The sequence below is a fragment of the Streptomyces viridochromogenes genome (assembly GCF_001270495.1).
Lineage (GTDB): Bacteria > Actinomycetota > Actinomycetes > Streptomycetales > Streptomycetaceae > Streptomyces > Streptomyces viridochromogenes_A.
Map to the genome: position 1 here is coordinate 54,909 of NZ_LGUR01000203.1, position 12,872 is coordinate 67,780.

The 12,872-nt window shown below is 73.1% G+C and carries 14 protein-coding genes; 6 read left to right on the forward strand and 8 right to left on the reverse strand.

What is annotated here, in order from left to right; genetic code table 11:
* Positions 1-12 precede the first annotated feature (12 nt).
* A complete protein-coding gene (locus tag ADK36_RS23960; RefSeq protein WP_048583819.1) occupies positions 13-867 on the forward strand; it encodes a carbohydrate ABC transporter permease in 855 nt (284 codons plus the stop codon).
* Positions 864-2,267 (forward strand): glycoside hydrolase family 32 protein, encoded by a 1,404-nt coding sequence (locus tag ADK36_RS23965; protein WP_053199001.1) that lies wholly within the window; start codon positions 864-866, stop codon positions 2,265-2,267. The genes ADK36_RS23960 and ADK36_RS23965 overlap by 4 nt, the downstream gene beginning before the upstream one ends.
* Here the strand turns inward: ADK36_RS23965 and ADK36_RS23970 are convergent.
* The gene (locus ADK36_RS23970; RefSeq protein WP_048583821.1) at positions 2,230-3,294 is read right to left on the reverse strand and encodes a LacI family DNA-binding transcriptional regulator; all 1,065 of its coding nucleotides are present in this window, start codon (positions 3,292-3,294) and stop codon (positions 2,230-2,232) included. The two genes, ADK36_RS23965 and ADK36_RS23970, sit on opposite strands and share 38 nt — an antisense overlap.
* A gap of 95 nt (positions 3,295-3,389) precedes the next feature.
* Between ADK36_RS23970 and ADK36_RS23975 the strand changes: the two genes are divergently transcribed.
* The 3 genes from ADK36_RS23975 to ADK36_RS23985 all read left to right on the forward strand — a co-directional run bounded on the left by ADK36_RS23975 (position 3,390) and on the right by ADK36_RS23985 (position 5,440).
* Positions 3,390-4,220: an aldo/keto reductase gene (locus ADK36_RS23975; RefSeq protein WP_053199003.1), complete on the forward strand. Its 831-nt coding sequence runs from the start codon at positions 3,390-3,392 to the stop codon at positions 4,218-4,220.
* Positions 4,221-4,275: 55 nt separating this feature from the next.
* A complete protein-coding gene (locus ADK36_RS23980; protein ID WP_048583823.1) occupies positions 4,276-4,887 on the forward strand; it encodes a DNA polymerase ligase N-terminal domain-containing protein in 612 nt (203 codons plus the stop codon).
* Positions 4,888-5,005: 118 nt separating this feature from the next.
* Positions 5,006-5,440: a cupin domain-containing protein gene (locus ADK36_RS23985; protein WP_048583824.1), complete on the forward strand. Its 435-nt coding sequence runs from the start codon at positions 5,006-5,008 to the stop codon at positions 5,438-5,440.
* On the opposite strand, the gene ADK36_RS23990 is transcribed toward ADK36_RS23985, so the two are convergent.
* The 4 genes from ADK36_RS23990 to ADK36_RS24005 all read right to left on the reverse strand — a co-directional run bounded on the left by ADK36_RS23990 (position 5,441) and on the right by ADK36_RS24005 (position 9,554).
* Positions 5,441-7,777, reverse strand: coding sequence for a SpoIIE family protein phosphatase (locus ADK36_RS23990; protein WP_048583853.1), 2,337 nt, complete (start codon positions 7,775-7,777; stop codon positions 5,441-5,443).
* A 75-nt stretch (positions 7,778-7,852) separates the two neighbouring features.
* The gene (locus ADK36_RS23995) at positions 7,853-8,311 is read right to left on the reverse strand and encodes a peroxiredoxin (RefSeq protein ID WP_048583825.1); all 459 of its coding nucleotides are present in this window, start codon (positions 8,309-8,311) and stop codon (positions 7,853-7,855) included.
* Entirely contained in the window at positions 8,308-8,688 is a 381-nt protein-coding gene (locus tag ADK36_RS24000) for a DoxX family protein (RefSeq protein ID WP_048583826.1), read from the reverse strand. Before ADK36_RS24000 ends, ADK36_RS23995 begins: the two co-directional genes overlap by 4 nt.
* 92 nt (positions 8,689-8,780) lie before the next feature.
* On the reverse strand, positions 8,781-9,554 hold the full coding sequence (locus ADK36_RS24005) for an AraC family transcriptional regulator (RefSeq protein ID WP_048583827.1): 774 nt from the start codon (positions 9,552-9,554) through the stop codon (positions 8,781-8,783).
* A gap of 54 nt (positions 9,555-9,608) precedes the next feature.
* Here ADK36_RS24005 and ADK36_RS24010 point away from each other — a divergent pair, with 54 nt between their 5' ends.
* Entirely contained in the window at positions 9,609-10,808 is a 1,200-nt protein-coding gene (locus tag ADK36_RS24010) for an MFS transporter (RefSeq protein ID WP_053199005.1), read from the forward strand.
* Positions 10,809-10,828: 20 nt separating this feature from the next.
* Here ADK36_RS24010 and ADK36_RS24015 read toward each other — a convergent pair whose 3' ends face one another.
* The 3 genes from ADK36_RS24015 to ADK36_RS24025 form a co-directional block, all read right to left on the reverse strand.
* Positions 10,829-11,359 (reverse strand): MarR family winged helix-turn-helix transcriptional regulator, encoded by a 531-nt coding sequence (locus ADK36_RS24015; protein ID WP_053199006.1) that lies wholly within the window; start codon positions 11,357-11,359, stop codon positions 10,829-10,831.
* 119 nt (positions 11,360-11,478) lie between these two features.
* On the reverse strand, positions 11,479-12,681 hold the full coding sequence (locus tag ADK36_RS24020) for an NAD(P)/FAD-dependent oxidoreductase (RefSeq protein ID WP_053199009.1): 1,203 nt from the start codon (positions 12,679-12,681) through the stop codon (positions 11,479-11,481).
* Entirely contained in the window at positions 12,678-12,872 is a 195-nt protein-coding gene (locus tag ADK36_RS24025) for a ferredoxin (RefSeq protein WP_048583830.1), read from the reverse strand. Before ADK36_RS24025 ends, ADK36_RS24020 begins: the two co-directional genes overlap by 4 nt.

A 12,872-nucleotide genomic window follows, 5' to 3' on the forward strand; every position in this document is an offset into this window, starting at 1 on the left:
GGTGAGTCCTCCATGAGCCAAGCAACCCTGTCCCTCAGCCGCACCCGGCACTCGCTCGCCCCATGGGCCCGGATCGCCGCGCTGGCCGTGTGCGCGCTGCTGACCCTGGGCCCGGTCGTCTGGACCGTCTCCACCTCGCTGCGCACCCCCGCCGAGGCCTTCGACCTGCCGCCGAGCATCATCCCGACGAACCCGTCGACGGAGGCGTACCGCGGGGTCTTCGACCAGATCGACGTCTGGCTGCTCGCCCTGAACTCGACGCTGGTGACCGCGCTGATCGCGGTGGGCCAGATGATCACGGCCGGGCTGGCGGGGTACGCCTTCGCGCGCCTCGAATTCCGGTTCAAGAAGCCGCTGTTCGGGCTGGTCCTGGCGACGATGATGGTGCCGTTGCAGGTCACGATCGTGCCGGTGTTCCTGGTACTGAAGTCGATGGGCCTGACCGACACGCTGCTGGGCCTGATCATCCCGGCCTTCCCGACCGCGTTCGGGACCTTCCTGATGCGCCAGTACTTCCTGGGCATGCCCAAGGACCTGGGCGAGGCGGCGATGCTGGACGGCTGCGGGCCCTGGCGGATCTTCCGGTCCGTGTACGCCCCGCTGGCCGCGCCCGGTCTGGCGATCGTCGGCGTGCTCGCCTTCAACTACCACTGGAACGAGTTCTTCCGCCCGCTGATCCTGGAGACCTCCGGCCAGAACTACACACTCCCCCTGGGCCTGGTCTCCCTCCAGGGCAATCTGGGCACCGGCTCCATCTCGGTGGTCCTCGCCGGTGTCGTGCTCTCCATGATCCCCGCCGTCGCCGTGTTCGTCGTCGGCCAGCGCCCTCTGCGTGAGGGCATCACGTCCGCAGGAGTCAACCGTTGAGCCTCACCGCTCAGTCCACGGACCCCAGCGCCCCGCGCTTCCGGGTCCGTCCCCCCGCCAACTGGATCAACGACCCCAACGGGCCCTTCCGTTGGCGGGACCGGTACCACCTCTTCTACCAGCACAATCCCGCCGCTCCCGTGCACGCGAACGTCCACTGGGGGCATGTCTCCAGCGCCGACCTCGTGGAGTGGGAGCACCATCCGATCGCGCTCACGCCGACGCCAGGCGGCCCGGACGAGGCGGGCTGCTGGTCCGGGTGCGTGGTCGACGACGACGGTGTGCCGACGGCGGTGTACACGGGCGTCGACCGCCACCACACCGGCCTCGGCGCGATCTGTCTGGCGCGGGCGGTGGTCCCGGAGGACGAGACGCTCACCGACTGGAAACCGCGGCCGACGCCCGTGGTGACCGGTCCGCCCGCCGACCTGGACGTGGTGATGTTCCGCGACCCGTTCGTGTTCAGGAGCGGCGGGCGCCGCTGGGCGCTGGTCGGCGCGGGGCACGCCGACGGGACCCCGTCGGTGCTGCTGTACGACTGCGACGACCTGACCGACTGGCGGTTCGCGGGCGTACTCCTGGACGGCAACGACCCGGTCACGGCGGATGCCTTCGGCGACAAGGCGGTAGGCTGGGAGTGCCCGCAGCTGTACGCGACGGAGGGCGGGGAATGGGTACTGGTGTTGTCGCTGTGGGACGGGGATCCCTGCGCCACGGGGTACCTGACGGGTCGTCTGGAACCGTGCGGTGAGGCGGAGTTGCGGTTCACTCCCCGCACCGGTGGGCGGCTCGACCACGGGCGGGACTTCTACGCCCCCGCCGTGCTCCAGGAGGCCGACCGGGCGTTGCTGTGGGGCTGGTCGTGGGAGGCCCGCGAGCAGGGCGAGGTCGACCGGGTGGGCTGGGCCGGGGTCCTGACGGCGCCGAGGGTCGTGGACGTGCACCCGGACGGCTCGCTGCGGGTCGTACCCGCACCGGAGCTCGAACTGCTGCGTGCGGCCGAGCCGTTCGTCACCGCACCGGGTCGACGCGCCCCGCTCCCTGAGGCGTACGACCTGACCGTCACCGCGTCCGGCCGCACCACCGTCAGCCTGCTGCGTTCCGCCTCGGGCGCGGAGCTGACCGTCGTGCTGGACCCGGACGAGGGCGCCGCGACGCTCGACCGGGGCGACTGGCCCCGGTCCGGGCCCGAGGGTTCGGCGCCGATCGTGGTGCGGGCGCCGGCCGGCGCGGTGCGGATCCTCGTCGACGGCTCACTGTTCGAGCTGTTCGTCGGCGATCGGGCGATGGTCACCGAACGGGTCTACCGGCGCCCGGACGACGTGCCCGAGCTCGTCGTGTCGGGCGGCCCCGGGGCCGCGGTCACCGGGTGGGAGCTGGTCCCACCGACGCACGACTGATCACCGGGCACGCGAGACGCCGTACCGTCGGGGGCGGCGTCCGGCCCGTTTCGATGGCGCCCAGGAGCAGCCGGGCGGCCGCGTCGCCCATCGCCCGGTGGGGCAGCGCGACGCTGGTCAGGGGCGGGGTGAGGAACTCGGCCATGTGTTCCTGGTCGTCGTAGCCGACCACCGACAGTTCGCCGGGGACGGTGATGCCGAGCCGGGTCGCGGCGTGCAGGGCGCCGGCCGCGACCCGGTCGTTGTAGCAGAAGATCCCGGTGGGGCGCCGGTCGGCGGGGGCGCCGTCGAGGACGCGCATCGCGCCCTCGTACCCGCCGGCGATCTCGCCGCCGGTGCGGACGACCCACTCCTTGGGGACGGTGATGCCCTCGGCGCGCAGCGCGTCCCGGAAGCCGCGCAGGCGGTCGACGGAGGCGAGGTCGTCCTGGCCGCCCACCATGGCGACCCGGTGGTGCCCCTCGTCCAGCAGCAGCCGGGCCGCCGTACGGCCGCCGGCGCGCTCGGCGGGGATGACGGCGGGCAGGGAGTCGTCCTCGGGCAGGCAGTTGGCGAGGACGCAGTGGGTGCGGTGCAGGCCCTCGGGGACGCGGACGCGGCGCAGCGACATGGCCGCGTAGATGATGCCGTCCACGCGCCGGTCGAGGAGTTCGGCGACGGCCGCGTCCTCCTTGGCCGGGTCGCCGCCGGAGTCGATGGTCAGGACGAGGTGGTCGCTGTCCCAGGCGGTCTCCATGGCGCCGCGCAGCAGCCGGCCGGCGAAGGGCGAGGAGGCGATCTCGTCGGTGACCAGGCCGATCACGGCCGTACGGCGGCGGCGCAGGCCGCGGGCGACGGGGTCCGGACGGTAGCCGAGCTGGGCGGCGGCCTGGCGGATGCGTTCCTGGGTGGCGGGCGAGAGGTTGCCCTCGGCTCGGCCGTTGAAGACGAAGGAGACGGCGGTGTGCGACACCCCGGCGAGCCGGGCGACGTCGCGTGACGTGGGCCGCCCGGATCCCGCCGGCTGCTTCTCCTCGGTGCCGCCCATGCCGTCCGCTGCCCTCATCCCCACCCGTCCGGTTGATCGATCCTCACCCTATCCGTGACGCTGGGTGTACGGCACAGTCGAGGGAAGGTCCGACAGTGATCAGCATTCCGCTGCACACGCTCAACGACGGTACGACGATCCCCGCCGTCGGCCTGGGTACCTGGCCGATGGACGACACGGAGGCGGAGCAGGCGGTCGGCGACGCCCTGGAGCTGGGCTACCGCCTGGTCGACACGGCGACGAACTACCGCAACGAGACCGGCGTGGGCCGCGGGATCGCCCGCAGTGGCGTCCCGCGCGAGGAGCTGGTCGTGACGACGAAGCTCCCGGGCCGGCACCACGGCTACGAGGAGACCCTCGCCTCCTTCGAGGAGTCCCGCGCCCGTCTCGGCCTGGACTACGTGGACCTCTATCTCATCCATTGGCCGCTCCCCCGGGTCGACAGGTACGTGGAATCCTGGAAGGCCATGATCAAGCTGCGTGAGGACGGCCTCGTCCGGTCGGTCGGCGTCTCCAACTTCACGGCCGGGCACATCGAGCGGCTGGGGAAGGAGACCGGGGTCCTGCCCTCCGTCAACCAGATCGAGCTGCACCCCCTCTTCCCGCAGGCGGAGCTGCGCGCCTTCCACGCCGACAGGGGCATCGTGACCGAGAGCTGGAGCCCGCTCGGCCGGGGCACGGACCTGCTGGACGACCCCGTCGTCGGGGCGGTCGCCGAGGCGCACGGGGTGACGCCCGGCCAGGTCGTCCTGCGCTGGCACGTCCAGCTGGGCGCCGTCCCGATCCCGAAGTCCGGCGATCCCGGCCGGCAGCGCGCCAACCTCGACGTCTTCGGGTTCGAGCTGAGCCCTGCCCAGATGACGGCGATCACGGACCGCGCCCACCGGCGCCTCGGTGGGGACCCCGAGGTGCACGAGGAGTTCTGACCGTGCGTCGCGGGCGCCGCCGCGGGTACTCGGGGCGCCCGGGAAGGAGGCGCTCGTGGGTGAGAACGACCGGTTGCGGGACTACCGCGGCAAGCGTGACTTCGGGCGGACCCGAGAGCCGCAGGGGAGCGCGGAGACCTCCGGTGCGCAGCCGCGGTTCGTGGTGCAGATCCATGACGCCCGCACCCTGCACTTCGACTTCCGGTTGCAGGTCGACGACGTACTGAAGTCCTGGTCGGTACCGAAGGGGCCGTCCGACGATCCCCAGGACAAGCGGCTCGCCATGCCCACCGAGGATCATCCGCTGGAGTACGAGGACTTCGAGGGGGTGATCCCGCGGGGCGAGTACGGCGGCGGCACGGTGATCGTCTGGGACATCGGGACGTACGAGCCGCTGAGCCATGACCGCAAGGGGCGGCCCGTCGACTTCGGGGAGTCGATCGAGCGCGGTCATGCAACGTTCCGGCTGAGCGGGTCGAAACTGCACGGCGAGTACGCGCTCACCCGGTTTCGTGACGGGCTCGACGGTGAGCGGGAGGCGTGGCTGCTGGTGAAGGCCGGCAAGGGCGGGGCGCACGGGCACGGCACGCCCGACCCGTACCGGGCCCGTTCGGTGCGGACCGGTCGTACCCTCGGCCAGGTCGCGGCGGACGGCGACGAGGGGTGAACGTGGCGGCCGGCCGCCGGCGCGGCCGGTGTGTCTTGCGGATCTTCGGGTTCCGCCCCCAACTGGGCTTCTCTGCCCTTATGTTCGCGGCGAAACCCATCCCCAGGAGGCTCTCCGCATGCGCACCGCACTCCGTGCCACCCTCACCGGCGCCGTCGCCGCCGCCACCGTCCTCGTCTGCGGCCCCGCCCACGCGACTCCCCCGGGCCCGGGAGTCACCGGCCGGACCATCAGCCAGACCACCGTCGGCGACACCGACTACGTCCTGCGAGAGGTCACGGTGCCGCCCGGCCAGGCCACCGGCTGGCACTACCACGACGGTCCCGTGTACGGATACGTGAAGCAGGGCACGCTCAGCCACTACCACTCCGACTGCGCCTCCGACGGCGTCTATCCGCAGGGCACCGTCGTGCGCGAGCCGGGCGGACCGAGCGACGTCCACCTCGGCCGGAACCTGGGCGACACCACGCTCGTCCTGGAGGTGTTCTACATACTCCCGCACGGCGCGCCGTTCTCCGAGGACGTGCCCAACCCGGGCTGCCCGTTCCAGTGATCACACCGGCGGCAGCGGCTGTTCCGCCCAGATCGTCTTGCCGCTGCCGGTCTGCCGGCTGCCCCAGCGCTGGGTGAGCTGGGCCACGAGCAGCAGTCCGCGGCCACCCTCGTCGTAGGCGTGGGCCCGGCGCAGATGCGGGGAGGTGGAACTGCCGTCGGAGACCTCGCAGATGAGGGTGCGGTCGCGGATCAGGCGGAGCTGGATGGGCGGGGCGCCGTAGCGGATGGCGTTGGTGACGAGTTCGCTGACGACGAGTTCGGTGACGAAGGACGCCTCGTCCAGTCCCCATGCGGTCAGTTGGTCCGTGGCGGCCTGCCGGGTGGCCGCCACGTGCTCGGGGTCGGGCAGGACGTCCCAGGTGGCGATACGGTCCGCGCCCAGGGCCCGGGTGCGGGCCAGCAGCAGGGCCACGTCGTCGCTGGGATCCTCCGGCAGCACGGCCTTGAGGACGGTGTCGCAGAGGTCGTCGAGGGTCTCGGCGGGCGCGGTCAGCGCACGGCACAGTTCGGCGGTGGCGTGGTCGATGTCGCGGTCGCGGTCCTCGATGAGTCCGTCCGTGTACAGGGCGACCAGCGAGTTCTCGGGCAGCTCCACCTCCACCGCCTCGAAGGGCAGCCCGCCGACACCCAGCGGGGGTCCGGCGCTCACCTCGATGACCTGGCTGGTGCCGTCGGGCAGCACGAGGGCGGGTGGTGGATGGCCGGCGGAGGCGAGGCCGAGACGGCGGGTGACGGGGTCGTAGACGGAGTAGAGGCAGGTGGCGCCCAGTTCGGCGACCTCGGCGGTGTCGTCCCCGGCCAGGTGGGTGACCAGGTCGTCGAGGTGGGTGAGGAGTTCGTCGGGCGGCAGGTCCACGTCGGCGAGGGTGCGTACGGCCGTGCACAGACGCCCCATGGTGGCCGACGACGGGATGCCGTGTCCGACGACGTCACCGACGACGAGGGCGACGCGGCCGCCGGACAGCGGGATCACGTCGAACCAGTCGCCGCCGATGCCTGCCTGCGATCCGGACGGCCGATAGCGGTGGGCCACCTCGACGGCGGCCTGTCCGGGCAGGCCCCGGGGCAGCAGGTTGTGCTGGAGGGCCAGCGCGGTGGTGCGCTCACGGGCGAAGCGGCGGGCGTTGTCGATGCAGACGGCGGCCCGGCTGGCGAGTTCCTCGGCGAAGACGGCGTCGTCCTCGCCGTAGTCGTCCGGCTGTCTGATGCGTACGGCCACGGCGACGCCGAGCGTGGTGCCACGGGCCCGCAGCGGCACCGCCATCATCGAGTGGGCGCCCACGCGGTGCTGCCGGCCCTCCGGGGCCCGGGTGTTGCGTTCCGCGACCCACCGCATGAAGGCCGGCTCACCCGCCTGGCTCTGCAGGACCCTGCTTTCCAGGATCGCCCGCGCCGGCGGCGAGAACGGCGGGTAGTAGTCCACCTCGCCCAGGCGCACGGCGGCTTCCGGAGTGCCCTCGGTGCCGGAGCCGTGGGCGACCCGGCGCAGGGCGATGTCCGTGCCGGACAGGGCGGGCGGCTCCTCCGCTCCCAGGACCCAGTCGAACAGGTCCACGCTGGCGAAGTCGGCGAACCGGGGCACCACGATCGCGATCAGTTCCTCGGCGGTGCGGACCACGTCCAGGGTGGTGCCGATGGCGGCGGCCGCCTCGTTCAGCAGGGCCAGCCGCTGCCGCGCCCAGTACTGGTCGGAGCTGTCGAAGGCGGCGAGCGCGGTGCCGATCAGCTCGCCGGAGGAGTCCCGCACCGGCCACATGTCGGTGGTCCAGGCGTGCTCCCGGTTCAGTGCGGGGGCGCCGGTGAAGCTCTCGTAGCGCAGCGGTCTGCCCGTCACCGCGACCTGGCGCAGATGCCACAGAAAGCCCCGGCTGTGCTTCTCGTCCGCCACTGTCTCCGGGAAGTGGCGTCCGATCAGGACCTCCTCCGGTACGCCCATGACCTTGCAGGCGGCCTCGTTGAGCCGTAGGTAGCGCTGATCGGTGTCGAAGACGGACATGGACATGGACGCCTGCTGGAAGGCCCTCTCCGCCAGGGTGGGTTTGTGCTCGTCGGGGGCCAGAGCGGTGATCGCGTATCCGTCCGCAGCGCCGTCCTGGCCCAGCAGGGCGGACGCCGTCACCTGCAGGGCGACGGTCGAGCCGTCCGGGTGGCGCAGCACGACGGTGCCGGTCAGCGCCGCCACGGCCTCGGGGAGCGGCTGCTCGGCGAGCAGTTCCCGCGCCGGCCGTCCCACGGCCTCCTCGGCCGTACGGCCGGTGAGCTGCCGGGCACCCTCGCTCCACCCCTTGACCACACCCTGGGCGTCGAGGATCGCCACGGCGGAGACGCGCTCCATGTCGTCCAGCATGAGTCCTCCGCGGCACCGCATCAACCGCGACGCCACGACGGTTGCGTCCGCGTGGCGGCCGGGTCAGTCGCGCAGCGCGGCGAGGGCCCGGTCGGCGTGGGTGTTCATCCGCAGTTCGCTGCGGACGACCTCCAGGACCGTGCGGTCCTGCCCTATGACGAAGGTGACCCGTTTGGTGGGGGCCAGCGAGAAGCCACGTGCCACGCCGAACCGCTCCCGGATCGTCCCGTCGGCGTCGGAGAGCAGGGTCATGCCGAGCGTGTGGCGGTCGGCGAACTCCTGCTGTCGTTCGACCGCGTCACCGCTGATGCCCACGGGCCGTGCCCCGACTGCGGCGAACTCGGCGGCGAGATCCCGGAAGTGGCAGGCTTCCGCGGTGCAGCCGGGGGTGAGGGCGGCGGGGTAGAAGAACAGCACCACCGGTCCCTCGGCGAGCAGGTCGGTGAGGCTGCGGGTGGTGCCGGTCTCGTCCGGCAGCGAGAAGTCCTCGACCTTGTCGCCGACCTTCAGCTGTGCGCTCATGCCCGGCCCTCCGCGTTCCTGGCGACGCCCCGCGCCCAGAGCACGAGGGGGATCTGGAGCGGCAGCCGGCCGAAGGCGGCCGCCTTCTGCGGGGCCGGGCGGTGCCGCCAGTCGGCGGCCATCTTCACGTTGGCGGGGAACACGCCGACGAAGAACGCCGCCGTGGCCAGCGCGGCGGCCTTGCGGGTGCGCGGCAGCGCGAGACCCGCCGCCAGCGCGAGTTCGGCGACGCCGCTGGCGTACGTCCAGGTCCGGGGTGTCCCGGGAAGGGCGCGCGGCACGGTCGCGTCGAACTGGCGGGGGGCGGCGAAGTGGGCGACGCCCGCGGTGGCCAGCAGGCCGGCGAGCAGCAGGGGTGAGCGTTGGGACCGGGGCACGGATCCTCCTTGGACGGCCTGCTCCTTTTGGATGGCCTGCCACCGGATGCTACCGGAGGGTAGGCCACCGCCCGGCACCCGCCCCCGCCTCTTCATCGGCCCTGTGATGGGCGGCGGTTGTGGGTTCCGGGCGTGTAGCCGAAGGAGCGGCGGAAGACGTCGATGAAGGCGCTGGCGGAGGACCAGCCGCAGCGGTGGGCGACGGTGGTGACGGGCGTGTCCTCGGCGAGCAGCCGCAGCGCGTGATAGAGACGCGACTGGGTGCGCCACTGTGGGAAGGTCATGCCGAACTCGCTGCGGAAGAGCCGGCTGAGGGTGCGCTCGCCGACGCCGGTCGCGGCGCCGAGTGCGGCGAGCGTGCGGGGGTCGGCGGGGTCGGCGTGGACGAGCGCGCAGACCTCGGCCAGGCGTGGATCCGTGGGGGTGGGCAGCCGCAGGGGCTGCTGCGGCGATGCCCGCAGTTGGTCGCGCAGGACGGCGAGCAGGCGGCGGCGCTCGGGGCTGTCGTCGGCCGGGTCGCGGGTGTAGGCGAGGATCAGCTCGCGCAGGAGCGGTCCGACGGCGAGGACGGTGGGGGCGTCCAGGCCGAGCGAAGCGAGAGGGGGAGGGTCGTCGTCGGCGGGCAGCCCGACCAGGTGCAGGTCCAGACGGCCGTGGGCACGATGTGCGTGCGCGGTGCCGGCGGGGACCCAGATGGCGCGGTTGCCGGGTGCGAACCAGGTGCCGGCGTCGGTGGTGACGGCGAGGACGCCGGAGCCGGCGTAGACGATCTGGTGGTCGTCGTGCCGGTGCGCGTCGATGCGTTCCCCGGCGGCCAGGACCTGGGCGCGGGTCGGCGCGGTCGGGGTGTGGCGGATGGTCGACACAATCAGGCAGATTATCGAAAGCGGGCCAAGGACCGCGCCCGCGACGATCGCAGGGTGTCCACGAAACGCAACCGAGCCATCACCCTGCTGTCCCTGGGCCACGCCTGTGTCGACGTGTACCAAGGGGCCACGGCGGCCCTCGTCCCCTACTTCGTCGCCGAGCGCGCCTACAGCTACGCCGCCGCTTCGGGCGTGGTCCTCGCCGCGTCCTTGCTGTCCTCGGTGGTGCAGCCGCTGTTCGGAGCGCTGACCGACCGGTGGGCGATGCCCTGGCTGCTGCCGCTGAGCGCGCTGACGGGCGGCGCCGGGGTCGCGCTGAGCGGTGTCATGGGTTCCTACGTCCTCACGCTGACGGTCGTCGCCGTTTCGGGGATCGGGGTCGCCGCCTACCACCCGGAGGCCGCCCGCGCGGCCCGCGACGCCGCGCACGGCAGCCACACGGCGATGGGCTGGTTCTCGCTCGGCGGCAACGTCGGTTTCGCGCTGGCCCCGCCGCTGGTGGCCGCGGTGGCCGCCGCCGGTGGGCTCGGCGCCTCTCCTCTGCTGGTCGTACCGGCCGTCGTGGGAGCGGCGCTGTGCGCGGCGGCGGTGCGTTCGGCCCCCGGCGGAGGGGTGGCCGCCGACAAGGCCGCGGGGGTCGGCACCGACGACTGGCGGTCGTTCCTGCGGCTGTCCGGTGCCGTCGCGTGCCGGTCGATCGTGTTCGTCGGCCTGAGCACGTTCGTCTCGCTGTACGTCCGGCAGCGGACCGGCGGTGGGAACGTGGCCGGTACGGCCGCGCTGTGTGTGCTCTACGTCGGCGGCGCGGTGGGCACGGTGGCCGGGGGCCGGCTCGCCGACCGGTACGGGCGGCTCACGGTCGTACGCCACGCGTATGTGCTGACCGTGGTCGCGGTGGCCGGGGTGGTCCTGGTTCCCGGGCCGTCGGTGTATCTGTTCGTCGCGCTGACGTCGGCCGGCCTGTACGTCCCGTTCTCGCTGCACATCACGCTCGGCCAGGACTACCTGCCCCGGCGCGTGGGCACCGCGAGCGGGGTGACGCTGGGGCTGACCGTGAGCGTGGGCGGTCTCGCCGCGCCGGTCGTCGGTGCGCTGGCCGACGCCACCTCGCTGCGGACCGCGCTCGTCCCGCTCGTCGCCCTGCCCGCGCTGGGACGGCTGCTGCTGTGCGGGCTGCGGGAGCCGGAAGCGCCCGGACGGGTTTCCACGGCGCCCGGCGCCTGCGGTCGGCGTCACCGCACGGCGTCGGGGTGACCGGCGCCCGCGCGGTACGGTCAGGCGGTCCCGGCCGGTGCGGTCGGCTGCGGTTCGCTCTCCTCGTCGACGGAGTGGGCGAGGAAGTCGTCGACCATGCGGTGGAACAGGGTGGCGAGCTGCTGCAGCTCTTCGGGGGTCCAGTCGGCCAGGGCGAGCTGCATGCCGCGGGCGCCTGCGTCACGGACCCGGGCGATGGCCTGGCGGCCGGCCTCGGTGAGCTCGATGCGCTGGGCGCGGCGGTCCTGCGGGTCGGGGACGCGGGTGACGTATCCGGACTTCTGAAGCTGCTGCACGGTGCGCGTGACGTGCGATGCCTCCACACCGAGGCGGTTGGCCAGCTCCCCGGGGCGCAGCGACTCCGAGTCGGCGACCTGCCGCAGCAGCGCCACGGCGGCCCGGTCCAGCGGCACTCCGGCCAGGGCCATGAGCCGTTCGTGCTGGCGGGCGCGCGTGCTCAGGTAGGTGATGCGGGTGAGCGCGCGCTCGATCTCGCTGGCTTCGGGGGACGCGGGGGTGTCGGGGAGTTCGGGGAGCGAGGGTGTGGACATGGAGCCATTTTAACATCTCGTTGCGTAACTCAATTAATTTACGCCGGAGGTGAGGCCGAGGGCCGGCGCCCCGAGACGCCGACCGTCCGCCGAGCCCCGGGCCCCGGGCGCGCGCCGCATCAGGCGGGTGCGCCGCCCGGGACGGCCTCGGCAGTCCTCCCGGACGGCACGGTCCCGGCCCAGCCCGCGCCCGTCATGATCGCCTGCCGCCACTGGCGTATCGCCTTCGGCGGCATCCCCACCGCCAGTGCGCCGGTCACCCGGTCGCCCCTGCGGTAGGCGGCCACGAAGCGGCCCTCTGCGAGGTCCCCCGCGACGACGGTGACCTCGTCGTGGCCGCGCAGACAGCCGTACGCCCGGATCTTCATGTCGTACTGGTCGGACCAGAAGTACGGCACCGGCGCGAACGGTTTGCGCGCGTCCGGGTTCAGCAGGTTGCGGGCCGCTGCCATGCCCTGCTCGGCGGCGTTGGTGCGGTGCTCGATCCGCATCGACTGCCCGAACAGCGGGTTGTACCAGCGGGCGACGTCCCCGGCGGCGTACACGTTCCGCGCGGCCTCGCAGTACTCGTCGCACACCACGCCGTCGCCGACGGCGAGCCCGCTGCCGTCGAGCCAGTCGGTGTTGGGCAGCGAGCCGATCGCGATCAACACCTCGTCGGCCTCGACCAGTTCACCGTCGGCGAGGCGTACGCCGCCCTCGGTCACCTCGGTCACGGTGGTCCCGCAGCGCAGGTCCACGCCCCGCTCCAGATGGGCGCGCGTCAGCATCGCGCCGACCTCCGCGCCGACGGCGTGGGCCAGCGGCACGGGCGCGGGTTCGAGGAGCGTCACCTCGCAGCCGAGCCGCCAGGCGACCGCGGCCGCCTCGGCCCCGAGGAACCCCGCGCCCACCACGACCAGTCGCCGGCCCGGCGTCAGCCGGTCCCGCAGCCGCAGAGCGTCGTCCAGGGTGCGCAGCACATGCCCGCCCGCCCCCGGCAGCCGACGCGGACGCACCCCGGTGGCGAGGATCAGGCCGTCGTACGGCAGCGTCGTGCCGTCCGCCAACTCGACTGCACCCCCCAAGAGTTGGAGTCCGGTGGCGGCCACGCCGAGGCGCAGGTCGAGGTCGAGCCCGGCGAGGTCGTCGGGGGTGCGCAGGGCCAGCCGCTCGGGCTCCCACTCGGCGGCCAGCACCTGCTTGGACAGCGGTGGGCGGTCGTAGGGGGCGAGCGGTTCGTCGCCGACGAGGGTGAGGGAGCCGGCGTAGCCCTCGCGGCGGAGCGTCTCGGCCGCCGCGAGCCCGGCGGCCGAGGCGCCCACGACGACGATGCTCCTCACTGGTCCACCAGTCGGATCGCGGCGGCGGGGCAGATCGCCACGGCCTCGCGTACGCCGTCCAGGTGGTCGGCGGCGGGCTGCTCGTCGAGCAGGATCGCGATGCCGTCGTCGTCCTGGTCGAACACGTCCATCGCGGCGAGCACACACTGTCCGGACGCGACGCACTTGTCGGCTTCCAGCTCCACCTTCAT